This is a genomic window from Mycoplasma wenyonii str. Massachusetts (assembly GCF_000277795.1).
In the GTDB taxonomy this organism is placed as follows: Bacteria; Bacillota_I; Bacilli_A; order Mycoplasmatales; family Mycoplasmoidaceae; genus Eperythrozoon_A; species Eperythrozoon_A wenyonii.
In genome coordinates this window covers 99660-123528 of sequence record NC_018149.1, presented here as the reverse complement: position 1 = coordinate 123528, position 23869 = coordinate 99660, and the positions used below count along the sequence as shown (strand labels likewise).

General features: G+C 32.8%; 22 protein-coding genes and 1 tRNA gene. 18 read left to right on the top strand and 5 right to left on the bottom strand.

The window, feature by feature from the left end; genetic code table 4:
- Positions 1-453 precede the first annotated feature (453 nt).
- The 7 genes from WEN_RS00660 (at position 454) to WEN_RS00630 (ending at position 9068) form a co-directional block, all read left to right on the top strand.
- The gene (locus tag WEN_RS00660) at positions 454-1065 is read left to right on the top strand and encodes a restriction endonuclease PLD domain-containing protein (protein WP_043911245.1); all 612 of its coding nucleotides are present in this window, start codon (positions 454-456) and stop codon (positions 1063-1065) included.
- On the top strand, positions 1022-1672 hold the full coding sequence (locus WEN_RS00655; protein WP_052304243.1) for a phospholipase D-like domain-containing protein: 651 nt from the start codon (positions 1022-1024) through the stop codon (positions 1670-1672). The genes WEN_RS00660 and WEN_RS00655 overlap by 44 nt, the downstream gene beginning before the upstream one ends.
- A gap of 10 nt (positions 1673-1682) precedes the next feature.
- The gene (locus WEN_RS00650) at positions 1683-2933 is read left to right on the top strand and encodes a restriction endonuclease subunit S (protein WP_014849638.1); all 1251 of its coding nucleotides are present in this window, start codon (positions 1683-1685) and stop codon (positions 2931-2933) included.
- A gap of 48 nt (positions 2934-2981) precedes the next feature.
- Entirely contained in the window at positions 2982-4550 is a 1569-nt protein-coding gene (locus tag WEN_RS00645; RefSeq protein WP_043911242.1) for a type I restriction-modification system subunit M, read from the top strand.
- A 34-nt stretch (positions 4551-4584) separates the two neighbouring features.
- Positions 4585-6627, top strand: a complete 2043-nt coding sequence (locus tag WEN_RS00640) for an HsdR family type I site-specific deoxyribonuclease (RefSeq protein WP_014849636.1) — start codon at positions 4585-4587, stop codon at positions 6625-6627.
- Positions 6543-7496, top strand: a complete 954-nt coding sequence (locus WEN_RS00635) for a type I restriction endonuclease subunit R, EcoR124 family (RefSeq protein ID WP_420794730.1) — start codon at positions 6543-6545, stop codon at positions 7494-7496. The genes WEN_RS00640 and WEN_RS00635 overlap by 85 nt, the downstream gene beginning before the upstream one ends.
- Positions 7497-7589: 93 nt before the next feature.
- Positions 7590-9068: an MIP family Ig-specific serine endopeptidase gene (locus WEN_RS00630; RefSeq protein WP_014849634.1), complete on the top strand. Its 1479-nt coding sequence runs from the start codon at positions 7590-7592 to the stop codon at positions 9066-9068.
- 169 nt (positions 9069-9237) lie between these two features.
- On the opposite strand, the gene WEN_RS00625 is transcribed toward WEN_RS00630, so the two are convergent.
- Together WEN_RS00625 and WEN_RS03710 are read right to left on the bottom strand one after the other, a co-directional pair.
- The gene (locus WEN_RS00625) at positions 9238-10287 is read right to left on the bottom strand and encodes a hypothetical protein (RefSeq protein ID WP_014849633.1); all 1050 of its coding nucleotides are present in this window, start codon (positions 10285-10287) and stop codon (positions 9238-9240) included.
- A gap of 139 nt (positions 10288-10426) precedes the next feature.
- Positions 10427-10567 carry a hypothetical protein gene (locus tag WEN_RS03710; RefSeq protein WP_158308812.1) on the bottom strand — a complete coding sequence of 47 codons (141 nt, stop codon included), beginning with the start codon at positions 10565-10567 and terminating at the stop codon, positions 10427-10429.
- A gap of 77 nt (positions 10568-10644) precedes the next feature.
- Here WEN_RS03710 and WEN_RS00620 point away from each other — a divergent pair, with 77 nt between their 5' ends.
- Genes WEN_RS00620 through WEN_RS00600 form a run of 5 tightly spaced genes read left to right on the top strand, consistent with a single transcriptional unit; the run spans position 10645 to position 15530 of the window.
- A complete protein-coding gene (locus WEN_RS00620) occupies positions 10645-11205 on the top strand; it encodes a restriction endonuclease PLD domain-containing protein (protein ID WP_014849632.1) in 561 nt (186 codons plus the stop codon).
- A gap of 39 nt (positions 11206-11244) precedes the next feature.
- The gene (locus WEN_RS00615) at positions 11245-11805 is read left to right on the top strand and encodes a hypothetical protein (protein ID WP_014849631.1); all 561 of its coding nucleotides are present in this window, start codon (positions 11245-11247) and stop codon (positions 11803-11805) included.
- 59 nt (positions 11806-11864) lie between these two features.
- Positions 11865-13292, top strand: a complete 1428-nt coding sequence (locus WEN_RS00610) for an MIP family Ig-specific serine endopeptidase (RefSeq protein WP_014849630.1) — start codon at positions 11865-11867, stop codon at positions 13290-13292.
- Between the two features lie 48 nt (positions 13293-13340).
- Positions 13341-13970 (top strand): hypothetical protein, encoded by a 630-nt coding sequence (locus WEN_RS00605; protein ID WP_148267985.1) that lies wholly within the window; start codon positions 13341-13343, stop codon positions 13968-13970.
- Entirely contained in the window at positions 13971-15530 is a 1560-nt protein-coding gene (locus WEN_RS00600) for an iron-containing alcohol dehydrogenase (protein ID WP_014849628.1), read from the top strand.
- Here WEN_RS00600 and rplM read toward each other — a convergent pair.
- The 3 genes from rplM to argS are packed head-to-tail and all read right to left on the bottom strand — an operon-like array spanning position 15516 to position 18353.
- A complete protein-coding gene (gene rplM / locus WEN_RS00595; protein ID WP_014849627.1) occupies positions 15516-15953 on the bottom strand; it encodes a 50S ribosomal protein L13 in 438 nt (145 codons plus the stop codon). The two genes, WEN_RS00600 and rplM, sit on opposite strands and share 15 nt — an antisense overlap.
- Before the next feature lie 26 nt (positions 15954-15979).
- Positions 15980-16681, bottom strand: coding sequence for a ribonuclease HIII (locus tag WEN_RS00590; protein WP_274506153.1), 702 nt, complete (start codon positions 16679-16681; stop codon positions 15980-15982).
- A gap of 7 nt (positions 16682-16688) precedes the next feature.
- A complete protein-coding gene (gene argS / locus WEN_RS00585) occupies positions 16689-18353 on the bottom strand; it encodes an arginine--tRNA ligase (RefSeq protein ID WP_014849625.1) in 1665 nt (554 codons plus the stop codon).
- 113 nt (positions 18354-18466) lie between these two features.
- On the opposite strand from argS, the gene WEN_RS00580 reads away from it, so the two are divergent.
- The 6 genes from WEN_RS00580 (at position 18467) to WEN_RS00555 (ending at position 23761) form a co-directional block, all read left to right on the top strand.
- A tRNA-Trp gene (locus WEN_RS00580) sits at positions 18467-18541 on the top strand.
- A 22-nt stretch (positions 18542-18563) separates the two neighbouring features.
- Positions 18564-19643, top strand: coding sequence for a hypothetical protein (locus WEN_RS00575; RefSeq protein WP_014849624.1), 1080 nt, complete (start codon positions 18564-18566; stop codon positions 19641-19643).
- 292 nt (positions 19644-19935) lie between these two features.
- On the top strand, positions 19936-20556 hold the full coding sequence (locus WEN_RS00570) for a hypothetical protein (RefSeq protein ID WP_014849623.1): 621 nt from the start codon (positions 19936-19938) through the stop codon (positions 20554-20556).
- Between the two features lie 37 nt (positions 20557-20593).
- Positions 20594-20836, top strand: coding sequence for a YneF family protein (locus WEN_RS00565; protein ID WP_014849622.1), 243 nt, complete (start codon positions 20594-20596; stop codon positions 20834-20836).
- A gap of 15 nt (positions 20837-20851) precedes the next feature.
- Positions 20852-23356, top strand: coding sequence for a class I tRNA ligase family protein (locus WEN_RS00560; protein ID WP_014849621.1), 2505 nt, complete (start codon positions 20852-20854; stop codon positions 23354-23356).
- Positions 23357-23761: a hypothetical protein gene (locus tag WEN_RS00555; protein ID WP_014849620.1), complete on the top strand. Its 405-nt coding sequence runs from the start codon at positions 23357-23359 to the stop codon at positions 23759-23761.
- Positions 23762-23869 lie beyond the last annotated feature (108 nt).

The window sequence follows — 23869 nt, the reverse complement described above, 5'->3', positions numbered from 1 at the left end:
ATCAATGAGCTGGCGACTATGACAAAGATACCTGCGAAATATATAGAAACAATATCTGTCATCATTCCCGAACAACTTTGTATATAGAGAGGATATACAGGACTCGCATTTAAGTCAATTAGTCCCTATAGATGTTTTGACTTTTGTATTTCCCTGAAATGATTACAGCCAAATAGAAAAAAGATTAGAAGCTGAAAAAGTTTAGAAATCTTTACACTTATGCCGTAAAAACTTTAAGGAACTTTAAGCTAAATAATTTGTAGCAAAAAATGTTCCTAAGTGAATCAATCTAAAGGGAGAAAGCTCTTTAGACAAACAATTTGGCTATTCTTTAGTTTCACCATGTGTTCAAATTTAAGGAATATGACATTCCTCAAAACAGAAATAGATTAATTTTTTGCGGGAATTAAATATGACTCAATTTCAGCCTCCTTGAATATTTAATTAGTAGTTTTGGAGGAGAATTATCTCTTATTTACTGCCCTTAAGCAAATATCAATTGGTGAAAATCAGAAAACAATTGTTGATTGTTTTCTTGAACAAATTAAAGAGTCAGACAGACTAGATATAGTAGTAGGTTATTGTTCCAAAGCTTCTTTAGAAAAACTAGATGAATTAATTAACCAAACAGGTATTAAAAATGTTTGTTTGATTTTGGGAATGTATTACTTAGAAGGATTTCCAAAAACAATATATGAAAAAGTGGTGGAACTGAATGAAAAGTGAATAAAAGAAGGAGTTGGAGAGATTAGATTAACTCATTCATTTAAAGATCACAATAAGCTCTACTGTTTCTACAAGGACGAACAACCTATATCTGCCATTCTAGGAACAGCTAATTTGAGTTTTTTAGAGGGACAAGGAATGAAACAGAAACAATTTGAAATGGCTACTTTATTTAAAAACAAAGCCATTCTAGAGCAAATATCTTTCCATATCTCTCAGATGAAAACATCATCTTTTTCAGAAAACATCATCTTTTTCAGAAAACATCTCTTATTTATTAGAGAAATTACAGATAGTGGAAGATGAGCAAGAGATATTGGGGGATGAAGAGGAAATTAATGAAATCGAAGAAAAGGATTTAGAAGGCATAGAGTCAATAAAAGAAGAGACTAAGACTAAACAAATCTACAAATTTAAACCTAAAAATCGTTTTCTTATTCCCTTAAAAGTTCCTTCAGAAAAAAATAAATTTAATGACCGAAGGGGGAACTACACTAAATCCAACTTAAATGCCTGTTATGGCTTGCCACCGAGAAAAGGGGAGAAAGCAAGAAGCTGATGAGAAATTCAAATAATGGTAAGTAAGAAGGTTACTAATCAAAGAGGTTATCCGAGGGCAGGAAAGTGGTTTTATGTATTAACTGATGATGGAAAAGAATTTAAGGCTTGTGTTGCGGGAGATAATGGAAAACAATTTGTTGCGCTCGGGGATGAACAGTTTTTAGGAAGATGAATTAAAGGTAGATTGGTGTCCAAAGGTTTAATTAAGCCTATTGAAGATGTTTCTTTAGATGAGAAGAGAGAGGGGATGATAACTAAAGAAATGCTTGAGAAATATGGGATGGATAAGTTGGTTCTGATGAATACCGGATGGAAAGAAAAAGATAAAGAGGGAATTCTTAGAAATGTTTGATATTTGTCATTTCCTAAAAAAGAAAACTTTTAACTTTAGTTAGATGGAAAAGAAAGTTAAGTGAGTTGAGTTGGGGGAGATATGTGAGTTCGTAAAAGGATTAACTGTCTCAGAAAAAATGCAATTTAAAGAAAATATTGATGGTAAATTATTGCCAATATTAAAAATTGGAAATATACAAAATACACAAATAATAAATAAGGATGACAGTTGACTTAATCCACAACAATTTTCAAAAATTGAGCGTTTTTATGTCTTGCCTGGAGAAATTGTTTTAGCAAACACAGGGTTTACATCTGGGAAGGTTGGTTACAACAATACCAATAAAACATATGTTTTTTATAGTGGCCTTTTAAAACTGAAACCGAAACCAGAAGCTATTAATCAAAGGTATTTACTGCACGCTCTATTAAAAAATCAAACAAAAATTAAATCACTCATATTTATGGGGGTTAGACCAGCTCTAGATACTGAAAGAGTTAAGCAGTTAAAAATTCCTCTTCCTTCTTTGGAGCGGCAAGAGAAGATTGCTAAGTGGCTTGACACCTTCTCGTCATTAGAAAGGCAATTAGAAAGGCAATTAGAAAGGCAATTAGAAAGGCAATTAGAAAGGCAATTAGAAAGGCAATTAGAAAGGCAATTAGAAAGGCAATTAGAAAGGCACAAAACTCAGTATAGGTACTATCTGGAGCAGTTGATGAGGGGGGGGCGAATGGTGGAACTGGGTAATGTTTGTGATATTCAGGTCGGATTACCGGCCCTAGAAAAAGAAATTTTTAAAGAAAATGTTGATAATTCTTATCTTCCTTTAATAAAAATAGGAAACTTTAGCGGTTCCGGAATAAATACTCAAGAATTGTTCTGAATTGATCCAAATAATTTTCGTAACATAAATAGATTTATTGCAAAACACAATGAGATTTTGATGGCGAAAGATGGATGTACTGTTGGAAAAATAACTTTAAACGATTCTCAAGAAGAAATTTGTTTTTCTTCGACAATATGCAAATTAATTCCAAAAGAGATAATTCAACAGAGATATTTTTTCTATGCTCTATCTTCAAAATCAAAGCAAATTAGTAAATGCAGAACCCATGGCCCAATACCGCACTTAGAACAACAATCTTTCAAAAATCTAAACATCCCTCTCCCTCCCCTAGAAAAACAAAAACAAATTGCCAATTGGTTAGATAAATTTAGGGAGTTAACAAATAGTATTACTAAGGGTTTACCAAGAGAAATATTTTTATTAAAGCAACAATCTAAGTACTATAGAGAAAGATTGATTGGTTAATGACTGAACTGGAATTAAGGGAGAACATTTCCAAAAAAAAATTGAGATATTGCAAATGAACTAAGAAATAGAGTAGATAATTGAGACTTTAAAGAGTATGTTTTAGGTTTTTTGTTTTATAGATGTATTTCTGAGAAATTAAGAAATGAAATTAATGAGAACGAAAGAAAAAACAATCCTAATTTCAATTATGCAAGCTTAAAAGATGAGGAAGTTCCTGAGGGAATGAAGGAATTACTGAGAACTGAGAAAGGGTACTTTATATTACCGAGCGATTTGTTTGAAAATGTTTTAGAGTCTTTTAAAAAATCAAGAGATAACGCACAAGAAAGATTAAAAAAAGCCTTTGACAACATTTCTTATTCCGCGAGAGGAGGCTCGAATGAAAGTAATTTTCAAGGATTATTTTCGATTATTCAATTGAATAACAACTGAAAATTAGGCGAGACAGTAGATCAAAAAAATAAAACAATCGCAAAAATACTAGAAGGAATTAATGATATGAGGGCCCCGAAAGGAGATCAGGAAGATTTTGATTTATTCGGAGTTGCTTATGAAGACTTAATACATAACTATGCTTCTGATGCGAAAAAGAAAGGAGGAGATTTTTTTACGCCAGCAGAAGTCTCTGAGCTATTAGCAGAATTAGCCTTAAATAATAGAACCAAAATAAATAAGGTTTATGATCCCGCTTGCGGATCGGGAGCTTTATTACTTAAGTTTTTAGAAGCGATTAAGAAGAGAGGGGGACATCTAAAGAAAATATGCGGTCAAGAAGTGAATGCCACAACTCATAAATTATGTGTAATGAATATGTTTTTGCGAAATATTAATTACAGCAATTTCAATATTATTTTTGGAGACACTTTGCTTTCTCCAGTCGCGAAAGAACATATGGATACAGATGCAATAATTTCCAATCCTCCTTATTCTGCGGGATGAAAGGGGAGTGATGATCCGGAAATTATAGCTGACCGAAGATATGCAGTAGCCGGCGCACTTGCACCGAGGAGCAAATCCGACCTAGCATTTGTTATGCATTCCTGCCATTGTTTAAGAAATTCAGGAGGGATTGCAGCTATAGTTTTATTTCCTGGTGTGTTTTATAGACAAGGTTCTGAACAAAAAATTAGACAATATCTTTTAGACAATAACTTTGTTGACTCTATTATCGCCTTGGCTGGTAACCTGTTTTACGGAACATCAATTGAAACTTGTATTCTCGTTTTAAAAAAGGGGAGACAAGAGACAGACGTATTATTTATTGACGCAAGAAATGAATTCTTAAAGGTAAAAAAGAAAAATAGATTAACTTCCGAAAATATTAAAAAAATCTTGAATGTTTATTTCAAGAGGGAGGAAATCCCTCTTTTTTCTAGATTAGTAAGTTATGAAGAAATTAAAGAGCAAGAATATAACCTCTCTATCAATAAATATATTTTTCCTGAAGAAGAGAAAGAAGGAATAAATATTGCAAAAGTAAATCAAGAAATGGCGTTTGCAGAAGAAGAAATTAGAGTGTTAAAGGAAAATTTAAACAAAGTAATAACAGAAATTAAAGAATATTTGCAAAATAATGACCAAAGCGAAAAAGATGTTGAAATACCAGAGTTTTAGCCTAGTCAGAAAAATGAAAGATAAATAATACTGGGTGAAAGAAAATATTGTTCCCGCGGTTTACGAGGCTCCTGAAGACAATATTGAACATTTCACAACGTATCATGACAAAGTAGAAAGATTATTTGAATTACTGGAACAACAAGGATATGAACTCATAAAAATAAAAGATAGATTTGAGTTAAAAGATAATCTTCGCAGACAAATAGAAAGACTCAATAGCTTAAGAAGAAACAAAGAATTTAGATTTTCTGACTCCGAGTGAAACTGATTCTTTGAGGAATATTTTGAAAACAAAACAATTGAAGAAAATACTGAAACAATTCAAAAAAACTACGTTAAGTCTTTAAAGACAGATGATGAAGATGAACAGAATATCTACTTAATAGATAAAGAGCATGTATATAAGAATCATTTACAAGTCTTTCAGCCTCTAGGAGATCAACGTAATCTAATCATCTTAGTAAATGGATTGCCTTTGGTTTTCATTGAACTTTTTGAGGTTGGGGAGAGATTAGAAAATAGATTTGGTTATTTAGATAGATATGACAAATACGATTATTTATCTGGCTTTTACAGGCTGTTCTGATTTATCCAATTATTTGTTTTTTCCAATCACCTAGAAACTAAATATTGCTCTAACACTTCAAATTTAGCTTGAATAAGGAGAGCAAGAATAAGTAAAGCAGAAGACACGAATTTTAGATTAACGAGCTACTGAACAGATAGCCAAAACAAAAGAATTTTAGGATTAATAGATTTCACCAAATACTTCCTTAATAAGAACGCTTTACTCAATATTTTGACTAAATATTGTGTATTTACCACAGATAAGAAGTTATTGGTTATGAGACCTTATCAAATTAACGCAGTTGAAAAGATGGTCAAGAAAGTGAAAATTGGAATCGAAAAGAAATTAGAGGGAACTCCAGAGGCTAGAGGCTATATTTGACACGCAACGGGTAGCGGTAAAACTTTAACTTCTTGGAAGGCAGTAGAGTTGATTTCCAATATAGAAGGAATTTCAAAAGTTATTTTTGTGGTAGACAGAAAGGTATTAGATTCACAAACTCAAAGAGAATTTCACAAGTTTGGTGATACTGACAAAGAAACTCAAACCAACAATACTTATGAGTTAATTCAAAAGCTAAACAAGTCTAGTTGTCGAATAATAAGCACTACTTTTCAAAAACTAAATAAAGCTTGCAAACATGAAAATTTCTCAGAATTACCAATATTGCAAGAGAGGGTGGTTTTTATATTTGATGAGTGTCACAGATCACAGGGTAGCGATGATGAAATGGGGCAAATGAGGAGAATTACAGAAGATAGATTTAAAAAATGTTTTATTTTTGGGGTCAGCGGAACTCCAATCTTGCCTCAAAAATCAAAAGACGAGCAGGAAAAAGACAAGGCAGGAACCAACAAATACTTCACCAAGTCCCTATGCTCTTATAACCTCTTACACGCCCTACAAGACAATAATGTGCTTTCCTGAAGATATGATGAGGTCAGATTTAAGAAATCAGAATCAACTGAACGCGAAGTTCAGCTCCCTTATCAGAAATTAGAAAAAAAGAGAAAGATAGTTGATTGGGTATTAAACAACTTTGAAAGAAAAACAAAAGGATCTTCTTTCAAAAAACATTTCAACTCTATTTTTGTTGCAGAGTCAATTGCAGATTTGTTGGAATATTATGAAATATTCAAAGAAAAATCCAAAGACACTGGAATTGTCATTTCTGCAATATTTTCCATAAGTTCTGATGAAGCGGGGAATGTTAAGGGACACATAGATGCTATATCAAAAATAATTGAAGACTATAACCAAACCTTTAAAACGGGGTTTGATTTGAAATTTGATATCGGGAAGGGTTATGAAACTTGAAGAGAAGATTTAACGAAAAGATTAAGAAATGTTGAAATAGACATCTTAATAGTTGTTGCTATGTTTTTGACTGGTTTTGATTCCCCCGCCCTAATACTCTTTGAATCGATAAAAAAATTAATAGCCCGCACGATCTTATTCAAATATTTTCACGTACTAACAGAATACACAGCGAACTTAAGGATGTAGGGAATATTGTTTCTTTTGTGCCTTTAGCTGAAAAAAGAGATGAAGCGTTAAGTATGTATGCTAGTTCCACAGGAGATGTTAACACCCCTTGCATGTTATTTGAGGCAAATTTTGACAAACAATATGCTAGCGCAAAAGAATTAATAGATGAATTTAGACAAATCTATCCAAATACACAATCAAACATTAAAGACAAAGATATTGGGGATTTTATGAATAGATATTGTCAAGTCTTAAAAACTCACAAAAAACTATCTTGTTATTCTGAATACAAAAATAAGGAATTGCTTTCTGCGGATGAGAAAGTAAATTACAACATCAAGTATTTAGGTTGCAGAGACAAAATAATAGCCCAAAGGAAAGCAAGTCAAGAAGTTTTTGAAACAGAAATGCCAATAGACATTGATGAATCAGCGCTTGAATTAATTAGATCTGAAAATGTAGATATTAATTACATACTGTGGCTTATTTCTAAAGGAGAGGAAAAGAAAAAGATTATGCAAAAGGTTTATTGCAATACCAGAATAAGATCTTGTGCTCCATTAATAGATGAATTCATTGATAAATGAGAAGGGACTGAAAAGCGTGAAGATCTTTCTGTAGATAAGGAATGGAAGGGTTTTATATCAAACAAGCAAAACGAAGAATTAGATGAAATAATTTCAGAATTTAACTTCAAAATTGAAGAAAGGGAGAATATTAAAGAAGTATTACTAGAGGAAGAAAAAGACAAAATATTGCAAGGTAATTGATTGAGAAATATACTTCCTCATTCGTCTTATTTTGATACCGCAAGTCAAGAACAAATAAAAAAAGCCAAAAGTGCTCTTCTTGAACTTATGAATCGATGAGAGCAATACAGAATTTAAAGTTTTTGTAACTGTACAGTATTGAGACTACTGCTCAAGAAATATCGAAGCAAAAATAAAATCAAAGAAATAATAGATATTAAATAGTTACTTATGCCTATTACCTGAAAGAGTGGAACTGTTTTATTCTCCGCCATTGTTGGTTCAATTGTTGGAGCAAAGAAGTTAATCTATGGGAGTGGTAATTCAATCACCTCCCCCAACTCAGAAAAAGTAACACTAGCAAGAAGTGATAGTTCTGTAGAGCATGCCGAACCCACAGAAGAAAACAAAGAGAGTTTCCGAGAAGCACAAAAATTTTTAGCGACTGAGCCCTATAGTTCTGCTACTTATGCAGACCTTCCTGAAAGCACTTATTCCAATAACAATCTAATTTCAGAAGAAGAAAGACAAAAGAGAATAGCGCAGGCTGAAAAGATTCATAAAGTGTTAAATGACTATACCTTTAAATTAGTTCACCCATGTAGTTTTGGAACTGGTTGGATTTTAGATTACGAACTTCCTAAGGAAGGTGAAAAATACCCAACTACCTGATATTTTGGAACTGCTGCTCATGTTGTCGATAAGTGAAGATTTGTTGAAAATCCTTATGGACAAATTTTGCCTGTCTCTGAGGAGGCAACCAAAAGCTTAAGAGCACTTAAACATAAACGCCAATTTAATTGATCGGGAGTTGGCTTATTGAGCATGAAGGGATGCTCAGCCAATATACGTCAAGGATATTTTGACATTGCCATCATTAGACAAGATAGCGATTTCAACTATAAGAGTGATTTAGGTTTATTACACAATAAGAAAATCAAAGAACCTAAGTTGTTCTATGCTCCAATCAATTTCTTAAATGAAGATAGTTCATTAGATGTTGAGGCTGAACAACAACGGGATTTTGCGATTATCGAAATTGAATTTACTGATGAAGAGATTGCAAGAAAAGTAACTAATAATTTTGCGACTAAGTATCCTGTTGAATCTAAAGAAGCTTTAAATTTCTTTGCCCCTTCCTTAACAGAAAAATATACCGAAGAAGCGTTGAATAAGTCTGAGGAAGATTTCTATCATTTAGGATATCCTGGTGGGGCTGGCGATAAATGAAAATATACTACCACTTTCAATCCAAATACAGGTAGAGGTTTAAGACTTTCAGATGATGAACGATATCTTGTAAGTGACAAAGATAAAAAAAGAATTCGAGGGCTTGCTAATTCTTATAGAGTTTTTGATATGTCTTGAGAAAAAGGCAAAAAAAGAATACAAGTTGGAAATCACTATGTAATGAAAAGTGATTCTTGGGGATACAGGCTGAGAGGGGGAGCGTCAGGAAGCATGATAGTAGACAAGGATGGAAATGTATTAGGATTGCTTGAGGGATCAGGTCAACTGGGTGATCTGCAATCTTTTTGAACTCCTTTGAGACAAAGCAAAATAGAGGGTAGAGAGCGAGGTGATTTACGTTCACCTAAATATGACTTTATATTGGGTGCTGAAGGCCAAAAGAATTCTTATAAGGAACAAGTAGAAAAATATAACAAAAACACCTGACTAAGAAAGAGAGGTTGAGCACATAAGACTTAAGGATAGATATAACTCCCTTGAAAGTGTTGTTGAAAGGATAGTAAAAAGGTCATTAACTAAAGAGGAAATCTTACAAAAAAATAAATCAGTCGATAGAGAAGCAAAGGTCATTAGAAAATCTGTTGAATTTAAAAAACATTATGAAAATGAGTGAAATTAGTTTTAAAAATTAAATTTTCGGTACAAGCAAGCATCCTGCAAAATTTTCAAATATGGAAGTGTAAATGTCATATATTGCTTTACACGAATCAGCATCTGAATCTATGTTTTTATGAACGAACTTATTAAAACAAATCCTAATTTTTAAAGCTCTTTTATCCAACAATCTAGCATAACCTTTTTTCATACACGACACGGGATAGATTCTTCCTTGAAAATAGCTATTTAAATAATTTCATCTCATGCAATCGCAACTTAACTCAGTGTAATTATCTGAATTCAAGAGCAACAATAAATTTTCTGGATTAGCTAACGCCTCTAATATAGTTTTTTGTTTTTCAAAATCTTTCGATAACAGCTCTTCTGGCCCTTCAGAACTAACTATTTTTATTAAATCTATTATTTCATTAGCGAAAGAAATATTTTGTCCATCGCAATCATATAAATAAACATCTTTTCATTTTTGTTCTGTTACCTGAGTGTATTTCTCAATACAAGCTTCAACTAAGTTTTTTAATTTTTGAATACGTTCATCTTCATTTCCACTAATTATTTTGCTATTAGGTTTATAGCTATAGCCAAAAACAATTTGTAAAAATTTATCTTCCTTATTTTCTTTAGAAGATTCAAGAGGATTTGAAGCAAGAGCTGAATTAAGAATATATTTCATTAGCTTTATTAATCCCTTTGAAACACAATCTTGAATAATTTCTGTTTGCTCTTCCTTTGAATAGTGAGACAAAATCCTTTTATCGTGAAATCAAGTAATTTGAAAACTTTCTTCGATTTCGCTGCTCTCCTTATTGGGACCTTCCCCTTTTATACCAACATCTAGCATGAAACCATTCTCCCCCCTTCAATCCCATTTTTCTTCTATTTTTACCTTTAGTTCTGTGTGTTCAAACAAGCGATCTTGAACATCTTCTTGCTTAATTACTTCAATAAATTCTTTTCATCATTTCCCTTCACTTTGCTCATTAATGAGCTTTGGTACAGAATTACCACAAATTCTTCATATTTCACTTCAAGATAACAAGTCTTGTTGTTCGTCGCCAACCATACTCTTATTTAAATAACACACAAAACAAATATTTTTCCTGAATTGATTCTTTTGGAATTAACTTACAAATTGTTTAAGAACAATAAATTTTTTTGAGTATCATTTAGAGCTATTTTTCCTACAGCGCAACCATCCTTTGCTATTCAAAATTATTTATTTTGATTAATGGCTTGCATCATTCATTAACTTTTTCCTTCAACATTTGTTCCTTGTTGGCGGTTAATCCCGCCTGAAACTCACATATCTCCCCCAATTCAACTCATTTAACTTTCTTTTCCATCTAACTAAAGTTAAAGATTTAATTACTTTTTGTGATCTAAATTATTTAACTTACGATAAAAGAATTCTTTTTCTCGTGTGAGTCCATTATTAATTACAGACGATAGCGAAACTATTAATGATCATTTCAGAAAAGAAATGCAAAAGGCAGACAAATTAATAATTCTGGTAGGATTTTGTTCTCCAGATTCTTTACTAGAACTAGACAGGCTAGTAAGAAAATACAGCATCCAAAACATTACATTAGTTCTAGGTATGTATCAAATTGAAAACATGCCAAAGTCGCTCAGATTAAAAGTTTTGTGAATTAATAAACAATGACAAAATGCAGGAATTGGGGAAATAAAGATGGTTTGTTCTTTTAAATATCACGGTCAGTTGTATTGTTTTTTCAAAAATAATCAAATCCAAACAGTGATGATTGGTTCTCCCGACTTAAGTTTTTTGGTGAATTCAGGGTCAGCGGAACAACAAGAATATGAAGTTACTCTTATAACAAATGATCCAGAAACTCTCAAAAACTATCTAATTCATATAGAAGAGATGATGTCAAGAGAGATATCTGAAAGTATTACTGTGCTCGGTAAGCAGTGATTACTTTCTCTAAATAAAAAGCAAAAAGTTAAGACAAAGCAATAAATTTTAAGTATTAAGTTTCAGTGTTAAAGTAAATCTGCAATGAACTTTCTTATTTCCACATTAGTAAAAGTAATTACTGTTGCTGGAGTCGCAGGCGTTGCAGTTGGAGTCCCTCTTTCACTATCAAAGTCAAGAAATGGAAAAGAAATTCAATTTGAAATTAGTAAAGAGGAGTTTGATCAAATACAAAGAGGTCAGGGAGATTCGAGTGCAAATTTAAGAAAATATCTTCCTGAGGGGTGCAAAGTAATTGCAAGTAACGATCATTTTTCTTCAAAAGTAAAAGAATTATTAGTATGCCCTTTCGGTTCCTCTCCCTCTCTTTACTTGTATGAAATGAACACTCCCGAGGAAGTTAATTCCAAAACATTAGTTACTGCAAAGAAAGTCAAGAATTTATCTAGAAGCGAGGAGAAAGGCAGTATTAATTTATTAATCACACTTGAAGATAGCACAAAACAAGACTTAAGTCCTAAATTTAGCTCCAAATGGGCAGATGTAGAAAATCTAGTTCCTGAGCGTGATTGTGAAATAACTTCTAGAGACAATAAACAATCCTTTGCTTGTAAAAATCAAACAATAAATATTGAATTTGAATAATTATTTATTTCTTTTATTAGTTTGTAAAATTTATTTTCAAAGACTATTTTTAAAAAACAATGGCACTTGTTAAAAAACTAGTTTTAACTCTAGTTACCATTCCTTCCTCTGCTGTTGGTGTTTATAAGTTATGAAGTCCTAATGTTTCTAGTGAACCTGATTTCAAGTTCCTTACAGAGGGAATGGAGATGACTCAAGTTCAAGAAGATGCATATGATATTCATCGACAAACTATAGAGGCTGAATCTGCAGGAACACTAGCTCATCAATCACAAGAAATAGACTGGCAAGAGCAAAAAAGACTTAATAGAGAAATAGCAGAAAAAGCTTTTAAGAAACTAGATGATTACTCCTTTAGAATCTTCTGATCCTGTGGTATTGGAACAGGATGAATACTAGACTATGAAATTCCTGAAAGAGCTGACAAATATCCAACAACTTGATATATTGCAACTGCGGCACATGTAATAAATGGATATAAGTTTGCTGAAAACCCTTACAAGCAATCTCTCCCTTCTTCAGTTGAAGAAACACAAAGATTAAGAAGAAAGTTAGCACATAGAGTTAATTCTTATCTTCCTTGGTACTCTAGATTATCTCTGTGAGACCACAATACAACAACTTGTGATGTATCAAATAAATATGGTTATTCAGATCTAAATCTTGCAAAGTCTTCAAATGGTGCGGAGCTAAAGGCGGAATATGGAGGTTGACTAAATGGAAGAATGGAAGAACCTAAGCTGTTTTATGCAGCCTTTGATTTATTTGAAGAAAATCCAGAATTAGGTATTAGAGCAAACAACTATAAAGACTTTGCAGTGCTAGAAATTAAATTCAAGGAAGAAGATTATGCAAGAAGAATAACTAATAATTTTGCTGACCATTATCGAGTGGAATCAACAGATGCTATAAATGTATTCGCTGATCCTCTAGATGTTAGATATGACACCGAAAAAATTCAACAATTAGAAGAAAATTTCTTTGAGCTTGGTTATCCAAAAGGAAATAAAGGAAAGTTTGAACAATCAAGAGGTTGAGATGAAGAAAGGGAAGAGGGATACAAATTATTGAATGATCATTCAGGATTACATCATGATACAAATCAACAAAAGATTAGAGGGTTCGCTGATGGTAATAAAGGGATTTATAAAGTAGAGTGAAATGGTACAAGAAGAAATGATGTAGGACATTTCCACCTATTAGGAATAAATAAGAAATACAGACTAGAAGGGGGAGCTTCTGGTAGCCTATTTACAGACAAAGATGGTAACTTACTAGGAATACATGGTGGAGGGGGAGGAAGTAGTTCAACAATTGTTCCTCTGAGGGGCAAGGAGAGAAGGGGGGATCACGTAATTAAATCTCCTAAATTTGACTTGTTATTGGGTGCTACTGGACAAAAATCTTCTTACAGGGAGCAAGTAGAAACTTATAAAAAGAATACTTGACTAAAAGCAAGAGGTTGAGCACATAAGGCTAAAAATTAATAAGCTTTATTTTTCTTATTAAATAATCTTTAATAAAGTAATTTAGAGTTGGCAAGTATGGAGTGGATAGCCTATACCAGTTTCTTTGTTGGTCTGGTTGTTGTTGCTTGCGCCCTTCTTTATTTATTCTTGAAATTCAAGAGAGATGCTATTCAAGACATATTGGACTGCAAACAAAGTGTCTTTAACTTATTCAAGGAGGTTTACCATCTAACTCTTGAAAAGAGTATTCATGATGAAAAAGTAAATGGTTTTATTGTAGAGTTACAAGCCCCTCAAGATAACTCAATTGCTCCTGAAAAACTAAATCAAAACTTAATTGATCAAGGAGCTAAATTCAGAAACTTACTTGCAAAGGAAAATTTCTTAGGTCTTTGTAGAGAAAGAATACTTGAACTTATCTCCATACTATCTGCTAGAAATGACAAGAGCATGGAGTTGATAATAAGACTCTTAGGTCTAGATAAGAACGAAACAGAATTTAAGAACAAAAAGAAAGAAAATATTGTTCAACTTCTATTCTCTAAAGCTAGAAGTAACTTACCTTCTTTAATTGCTGAGTTGAAAGAAAAGGTTAGTGACTTGAGAGGAAATAAGAATCTATTAATTCACAGTTTCGCTACTTGGGAAAGAGCAGTTAGAGAAAAAATAGTTGCTCTAGAAAGAGGAATGTATTAGATGTCATCCTTAGCCTCCAAGGCAAAGGGAACTACTAATAAATTATTTCCAAAGAAAGCCAAAGAAGATATCTCAGAATCAATTTACAAAAATGCATTAGATAGTCAGTTATTCTTTCAGTTTCAAAGATCTTCCTTTCAACTCAAACCCTTTAATACAAAAACTTCTTCTGTAACTGTAAATACCATTCAAGATGAATTTGCACTTAATAAGTTCAAGTCACTAATTACTGACAACAAAAAGAACTTTGACTACAACTACTCCAATCTAGATCCTCTTCAAGAACCTAACTATGAAGAATTCTTTAGAGTAAGGGAAGAAAGAAAAAACAGAGAAGAAGAGACAAGTCCGACCAAAGAAGTTGCTACCCCCAAGAAACAAAAGAATGACAAGAGAAAGATCCCCCTATTAAATAACTGAGAAGTTGGGGAAGATACTCTAGAGAAATCTCTACTGTTCAAGTTAAAAAAAGCAAATATAAATAGCTTAATGATTCTCTCTGATGACTCTTACACTAGACAATTAATTAGTTACAAAAAGATAGTTGCGCTCTTAGAAGATAACAAGATCCCATACTATGAATACACCAATATTCAACCTTCTCCAACTAAAGAGGTAGTTCAAAAGATAGTCAAAATCTGCAACAAACACAGAACTAACTCTATACTAGTAGTCGGTTCTAACTCACTAATAGACTTTGCAAAGCTAATTATTAGAAAACTAATTAAGCCTACAAGTATAAGAATGCAATCTAATTCCTCAAGAACTATAGTATCTTCTTACTTCTCTATGTTTACAGTTCCAACTCTAGTACTTCCTTCAACTAAAACAATCGATCAACAGATACTAACTAAAAAGCCTGTTAAGGTTGGTAAGAATCAAAGAGGTAACTCCATCTTCCTCTTTAATCCAATTGATAGTTCTGATTTTGTAGCTTACTTTCCTAGTCTCTTATTGGAGTACAAGAAATCAAAACAACAAGAATTATTGCATTTACTCTTCTTCAGACTTATATTCAGTTACTTTGATAGTCAATTAACTACTGAAGACAGAATGAGATTAGTTAGAGAACTTAAATCAATAGAGTGATATCTTGACTATCTAGAAAATAATCCTTCCTTATCCCTAATAGATGCAAAGATTATTATGGTTATTGCAGCTAAATGCTTTGATGGAAGATACTTTATGACTAAATCAAATTATTGAACTTGATTTAAATTAGCAGCTAATTTAACTCAATTAACTAAGCTTGAATACTATAAGTCTTTGGCACTCTTTCTCCCTTCCTTCTTAGAGTACATAACTGTTAATGACAAAGAAGGACAAAAAAGAGCTCTAGAACTAAGCTATCTCTTATTTGGTCTTGCCTCCACTGAAGGATTAGTACTTCAACTAATTAAGCACATAAAGAAATACAAATTACCTCAAAAGTTCTACGATATTCCCAAATTAAAAGAGATAAATAGTAAGTTTATGAATCAGTTAATTAAGCAATCTTCTCCTTTCCTATCTTCTTATAAGATGACTAAAACAATAATTCAGAACTTAGCTGTTTGATAATTGAGCTGTATGGGGATGTTCTGGTCCTTTATAAATCTTTAATTTGTTCAGTAAAGCTCTAGAAAGGTATCTATTTCTAGGTAACATACCCTTAACAGCTAACATAAGCATTTTGTCAGAGTAGTGCTCTAACATCTCTCTCCCATTTCTTTGCTTTAATCCTCCGGGATAACCAGAGTGTCTATACCAAAACTTATCTGTAAGTTTGTGCCCAGAAAGTCTTATCTTGTCACTATTAATAACTACTACAAACTCTCCACAGTCATAAGATGGGGTGAAGTTTACTTTTCCCTTTCCTCTTAATAAGTCAGCTATTTGAACTGCTAATCTACCTAAGTAAACATTTTTAGCATCTAATAATACTCACTTTCTTTGAGCAAGAGCTTCCTCTCTAGTGAGTAAGGTTGTCTTTCCTAGATTCATATCCATAAGCTATTAATTAGTTTACCTTAAACTGCAAGGGCTTTCTCATAGGTTTTAAAGTGAGTCTTGCAAAGTTCTTCAGCCTTCAAAGTTTCTTTTCTTAGTCTTAGTTCTCTAAAAGCATCTATAACCAAGTGAGAAGCTCCTAATGGTAGGTTATAGTGCAATTTTCTAGATAGTTCAGAGATCTCTTCTAAGAAGTTAAATCTACTAATTATTGAAGAGATGGCACAAGATAAGTGATTTAGCTCTGCTTTAGTTTCAAAGTTAGTAATCTCTTCCCCCTTTACACCTATCTTTGCTAGATATTCATAGTATTTGTCTTGCGGACAAAACTGATCAATAACTGTTTTCTCTGGGGGAGGCTCCTCTCTGGCTCTTAAGCTCGCATTTAATTGTTTTCACAGAGAATCATGTGCATAACTTAAAAGTGCATTTATGTTTTTTATCTTGGAATAAATCTTGTTGTACTCTTTGATCTTGAAGGAGACAGTGAATATATCGTCAGACAATAATGTTTTTAGCTTAGGAGCTAAATAATAAACAGTTGCATCAGATAGCAACTTAGAGTCAGTAATTCTAGCTAATAACTTAGAGTCTTTTAGCTTGAGATAGTTTTCTGTATTTAAGAAAGTAAGACTAACATGCATTCCCCCGAAGAAATCACCTTTACCGCTTTCATCTGAGGCAGCTTCGCTCCCCTGAAAACTATATTTAGTCTTCTTGATTATGGATTTAACTTAACTTTCTAGGTTGAACTCTAAAGATGGGAAGTAACTCTGAGAATATTCTATGAACCAATTTAACTAATATGAATCTAGCTGTTTTGGTTTCCATATTAGAGTCATTTTGGATTGAAAAGGCTTCATAGAAAGTGTGAAACTTTTGAGCTAGATTTAGTAAATAAGCAGAAATAACACTAGGCTTTAGAGTATCTATTGCTCTTTTATAGTGAGACTCTAGAGAGAGAATAGTATAGATTAACTCTAATTCTTTATTGCTAGTTAGAGCTTTAAAGCTTGAGTTAGACTTCTTAGGCTCTAACTTAATTATTTCTATTAGACTAGATGCTCTAGAGAAAGCATAGAGAATATAGAAGATAGGATTGTTGTAGTTCTTTTCTTTCAACTTACTTATATCTATATCTAGCTCACTTTCTTCATCTCTAGAGCTCAAGAGTCATCTAATTTCATCTAGACTAAGGTGTTCCTTTAGTTCAGTTAGGTTTAGATAGACATTATCTCTCTTAGACAAAACTACTTTCTTGCCATTTACCAGTAATCTAGAGAGTTGAGTGGTTTTATATTGAACCATATCTTCTGGTAAATTAATAGCCTTGAAGAATGCTTTCATTCTATTTATGTGAGAAGAATGATCTTGAGCTAAAACATTAACTATCTTTCCTTCAGTGCCTAAGAAATCTAATTTTTTTAAGTGATAAATGAGATCTTGACAGAAATAAGTTATTGAACCATCTTTCTTAACTAAGACATCATCTTTATTTATCTCTTTAAAGAATTTGCTAGTACTAAATCACAAAGCTTTGTCATTTAGATATAGGTGCTCTTTTAACTTATTTATTAGTAATGCAAGAGCTGATTCAGTGCAAATTTCAGATTCATAATCCCAGCTATCTACCTTAATTGAGAGCTCCTCTAATTCTTTTTTGATTGCACCTAAAAGATACTCAATTGCAAAGAGTTTGATCTCTTTAGTTAACTCTTTGTTATCTAAACTTCAATGACTTCCGTACTTAAGAGTTATTTCCTTTACACAACTCTCAATAATTTCTGAGTGGTATTTTGGGGGTTCAGAAATTGAAGTTCCTTTTGCGAAATAAGAGTGAATTAAGTGAATTGACTCTACCAACTCTCTTATTTGTGCTCCCGCATCATTAACTAAATAAGCTCTATAAACTGAGTTTCCATTGTACTCAAGTAAGTTAGAGAGAGAGTCAGTAATAACTCCATTTCTGATGTGTCCAATGTGTAATTCTCCAGTGGGATTGGCTGAAACAATCTCAACCATATATTTCTTTAATCAATTGGAGTCTCTATTGGCCCCAAAGACTATCTTTTTATTTTTTTCAGAAACGAAATAAAACTCTTTAATTAGTTCAGAAGAGGGATAGAAGTTTAGATATCCTTGATTAATTTCTGCTTTTTCTATCTCAGTTAAGTTACTAACTTCTTTTCAGCCAGCAATTAATCTCTCTTCTATCTCTTCTAGAGATTTCTTATAGGTAGAAGAAATTAAATAAGGTAAGTTAGTATTTAAAAACCCAAATTTATAATTCTTGGTTTCTTCAACTACTACTTTTTCTAAAAGTAAGTCTCAGTTATTGTTTTTTAATATTTGAGATAAGTTTTCTCTTATCTTTTCCTTTAATTCAGCTGTCAAGAACTAGCTTACAAAGTTACAAAACAAAACCAACCCTAGAATAAAGAATAAAGGATTATAAGGCATAAAATTAAGCTCTAAGAGTGTTCTAGTAGTTCACTCTCAGAACTACTGGTTGCGTAGTTTAAAGGTAAAACTATGGTCTCCAAAACCATCGACTGAGGGTTCGAGTCCTTCCGCATCCGCCAGTTTACTCTTTATTAATTACCTATGTGAAATAACTTATTTGACTACTGAAAAGGACTTACTTGCCTTGGGGCTTTAACTCTTCCTTTCGCAGGTTGATTTTTTCTTAATGCCAAGTCTCTTTCAATTGAATGAAATAATCCCTTAGGTTATTACACCAAGCTAAAGCTGTTTATTAGGAAAAAAGGTGTAGCTGGACAAACTGCTTCAGCATTGGGAGCTGGTAATGTTGATCAAAGATATAAATTGATGCAAGTTTCTCAGGAAGCTGTTTCTTCAGCCCCTTCTAGTGGAGATCTTGTTGCTGAATATCCCTTAACTACTCTAGATAAAGAAAGTTATTGGAGATATTGTTTGCCGAAGAATTCTCAATTACAAAAATCTACTACTACAGTCGCCTCTTCCGTTGCGGAAGGCTCTACTGAAGAATGCAAAATGCAGTGAAAATCTTCTGCCTCAGAAACAATCAACTACTTATTGCAGTTAGGAATGGATTTTTTCAAACTCCAACACCAAATGAATTTATTTATGATTTTTCACTTAAAGGAGAAGGTGGTTGAAGACAACAATTCAGAAATTAAAAAACAAATACAACAAACATGTGAATTGCAAGAAACAGGTGATAAAAAACATCATCTTAAAGATTTCTTCACCTCAAATGCTCCTATCTCCAAAAAGTGTTTATTAACTCCCAGAGAAATTGAGTTAACTTTGGAGACAGATAACTCCAGTCAGCAAGTTCAATCAAGTTCTGCTCAACAAGAAATAAAAGTAGGCGAACTGAAAAAGGGGAAAATTTGAGGTTCTATTAAATACAGTCTTTCTGGATATTACGGAGATTTACATAAGTTTGATTGGAAGAATGTGGTGAAAAATGGTGGTTCAGGGGATACAAAACATGAAGTCTTAATAGAACTCAAAGGAAAGATTTTTGAATTGGGATTGGAGGATTCTGGTACCGTTTCTTCTGGAACAAGTAACGACTTAAAATTCAAAGATTTATTCGATAAATACAAAAAAAGAGAATTAAATATTTGTGATTTCTGGAAAGATTATGACTCTGCTGGGGGGGGACATCAAAACAATTGTGCATCGAGCCGGTAAAAGCAACTAGTTAATCTAAAGAGAGACAATTATTTGAGATAAATCACCTTTACTGGTTACATTCGCTGGCATTCCAGCCCTGTTCCCCTGATTCTCTGGTTCAGTTAATTGAACAAAGAAAGAGCTAAATGGCCTATATACAAGAGTTAATTTTTTTATTCATAAAACATCCTCTGGGGGTGATGGCCAAGAGGACTTAAATGAGAATAATTCAGATTTAGTTGTTGAAATTCCCCTTAACTCTCTAGGAAAAACTAGTTACTACAAATATTGCCTCCCGCAAGGATCTAAATTGAATTCTGTAGGGGCACAGGCTTCTACAAGCGCAGCATGTCAACTAAAATACTTAAGCTCTTCTGAGGCAAAAAATGCAGAAATATCTTATTTATTAGAAACAGCAACTAAATTCTTGGAAACTCAACATGCAATTAATATGTTGGGTTTTTATACAGTAGAGGTAAAAAGTGAGGAAAGTGAACTTAATTCAGGTGGGGGGGGAGGCGATCCAGTTAATGAGTTATCCAAAGAATGTAGTTTTTCTGAACAAGAGACTAAAGAATTTTCAAGAAATTTATTTTTCAAACCAAAAACTTCCAGTCAAAACTGTTATCTCTCTCCTTCGGGGGCAAAGATTCATATAGTGATTGAAAATGGAGATGGAAATAATGGTGTTACAAAAGACAAACTGTCTAAGGGTAGTATGAGAGGGGAGATCACTTATGGAATATTTGATTATCACTATTCCCTTAGAAAGAAGACAGCAAATTTAAGTAAAGGGGCTGGGCTACAGGTCAAATGACCTCTAGTGTTTAAGTTAGAAGGGGAAGTTACAGATGAATGTAATTGAGGTGCTTTTAACAAACTGGCAAAAGCAAGGGAATTGAGGCGAGAAACCCTTTCTAAGTGTGTTTAACTTTTAAATAAGTACTCCAAAGCCCTTAAATAATAAATTGTTTAATCTTCTAATTTTTGACAATGGCAATGAAACTATTGGTTGAAGTGTTGGGTTAGTGTGTGTTTTTATTTTGGGAATTGTATTGGGACACAAAATAACTGCTAAATGGTTTTCCAAAAAAGTATCAAAGCAGAATTTAATTTCTGCTTCACAAGTTAGAGAGCTTTACAGACAAATGGGTAGAACTCCTACAGAAAAACAAATTAAACAAATGCTGGCTGCAGTGAACAATAAATAATACAAGGAGTTAAGGGTGGGTTATCACTCACTTTTACTTCCTCCCCCAAACTTAACTGGAGCCTTACATCTAGGACATCTTTGAAACATTATTCTTCAAGATTTCAGATTTAAGTGAGAGGAAATAAGAAATAACAATAACTATTGAGCAATAGGAGTTGATCATGCAGGACTCTCTTTCCAATCCAAATTTGACTCTCTCTTTGGAGAAAAACTCTCTAAAGAAAACAAGGAAGAATACCTACAAGAGATGCACAAATATGCTGAAGAGTTAAAACAACATATTCTTTCTCAGTTTTCCTTAATTACTCCCTCTATGCCAATAGAGTATGCCAGATACACACTTGAAGATTCAATTCAGAAAAAAGTAATTGATCACTTTCACTCCCTCTTCTCTCAAGGGCTTATATACAAAAAAAAGAAATTAGTTAATTGAGATATAAAGCTACAGGAAGTCTTGGCTGACTGTGAAGTTAGCTATAAAGAAACTACTTCAAAACTCTATTACCTTAAGTATTTCTTAGAAGGAGAAACAAATAAATATATTGTTGTTGCTACTTCTAGACCAGAGACCATCTTCGGAGATGTAGCTGTTTTTGTTCACCCGGAAGATGAAAGATATATATCTCTTACGAGTCAAAGAGTCTATATCCCTGGACTAAAGAAATTAATTCCTATTCTCTCAGATCCCTTAATAGAAAAAGAATTTGGTTCTGGGGCAGTCAAGTGTACTCCAGCTCACGATCAACTAGACTGAGAGCTCTCTGAAAAACACAATCTAGAGAAACTAGAAATTATTGATAAACAAGGAAAGCTAACTGAGTTAGCTTCTCAATTCAGCTCTTTAGATAGATTGGAGGCTAGAGAGCAGGTTGTTAGTTGACTAGATTCTCTAGGACTAATAGAGAAAATAGAAGACTATCAAACTTCTATTTTGTATTCAGAAAAGAGTAACAGTATAGTGGAAAAAATACTAGCAGAACAGTGATTTCTCTCTTGTTCCAGAATGTCCACTAAGGTTCTTGAGAGACTTAAGAGTCAAGAACTAAAGCTAAATGTCTATCCCGCGGAACAGCTAAATAGACTTTTATCCTATCTGGAGAATATGGAAGACTGGTGTTTATCTAGACAAATACTCTGAGGAATAGCATTTCCTATCATATATGATCTTGAATTCAAGAAATATAGAGTCAATCAAAGATCAAGAAATGAAAAGGAAATGGAAGAAGAGATAGTATTAGATACTTGGTTTTCCTCTTCTCTTTGACCTTCTTTAGTATTCGAGGGAAGAGAAAGAGCTAAAGCTTTCTTTTGACCAATAACTACCTTAGTTTCAGGAAAAGATATTCTTCTCCCTTGAATCTCTAGAATGCTATTTCTCTCTCTTCACTTCACTGGAAAACTTCCATTTCAAAACATATTTCTTCACGGCTTACTAAGAAATAAGAAGGGAGAGAAAATGTCTAAATCTCTAGGGAATGGGATTCTTCCTGAAGAGCTGTATAGCAAATATAGCCCTGATGTAATTAGACTTGCTTTCTTGTCAAATACTAATTACGACAGAGACCTTAGATTCTCAGATCAAATCTTTCACAAAGCTAGCTTATTTCTTCATAAGCTGGAACACATTCTCAAATTCCTTTCTCAACAACTAGAGGAACATCCTCTAATAAGTCAGTTAGATGAACCAATAACTTTTCAATTTGAAAAGTTAAGTTGAGGTGAAAGATGAATACTTAGAGAAAGTTGTATTTTTGGAAATGAGCTAGAAAGACTATACAAAGAGTTTGACTATCTAAATCTCTCTAAAGAAATAATCTCTTTCCTGACTGAAAAGTTCTCTAATAAGTTCTTGGAACTATTGAAATTATCTATTCCTCTTCCCGAAAATAGTGTTAGATTCTTAGCTTTTCTAACAAGATTCATTTGTAGACTTCTTTATCCCTTTGTTCCAGAATTTGCTTTAAAAGCTCACAATCAAATATTTAAAGTAGGATTACAAGCTTGTCGGCCAGAGAGACTCTATCCTCAAAAGATATCTATTAATTCCTTTAAATATGACTGATTCTTTCAATATCTCAAGGAAGTAAGACAGCTCTTTCTTTCTTTAGGGTTAGACAACAATACTGAAACTCAAATCAAAATCTATTCACTAGATAAAGAGCTAAATGAATTCCAACTAGGAATCAAAGACTTAGTTCCTTACCTACAAAAACTCAATCACACAGTAAGTTCTTTTGAGTCTCTAGCTGAAAAACAACTAACTTCCTTACCTACTCTAAAGTGTGGAAAGCTCTATTTTGAGCTCATATTCAAAGACTTGCCTCTAGATAAATACAAACAATATCTAGATAAGAAAATAGATGCTTTTGAGTTTGAGCTTTCTAGATCTAAAACAATACTTTCTAGAAAAGATTTTCTAGAAAATGCCCCTGAAGAATTAAGGAAGTCTGAGCAAAGAAAATACAAAGATTATCAAACACAACATAAGTTCTATACCGAACTAAGAGCTCAATTCTAGTTGTCAGAGGCGCGAGGAGATCTATATCTAACTACTAGGTTATTAATGATCTTTTATTGACTGAGTCTTCCTGCTTTGTGTCTAATACTCATTGGGGCTTTACATTGAGTCCCTAAACACAGTTTCAGAGTTCGAACTTATTTTTTAGATAGATATTGGCCCTATCTAAAGAATCTAACTGGTTTTGGTTGAGTTTTGTTGGGTTTAGCTATTTTCTTTAATACTGTGTTGGCGATCTTTTATCTGGTAGACATTATTACTCTTAATAATCATGACAAGTACTCTATTTATTGGAAGTCTGGAGGAAGTAATAGACCTCTCTCGGTTTTCTGACAAATAATTGTCTGAGGTTATGCTTTCTACCTGTTGTTAGCCTTCGTTAGCTACAAAAAATACTGAAAGTAAATTCCACTATTTATGAGTTTTCAACTAATTAATGTAATGAGTTGAAGAAACAACTTAAATTATCTGAAACTGAACTCTTATTTTGTTCTCTAGCGCTATGTTGATCAT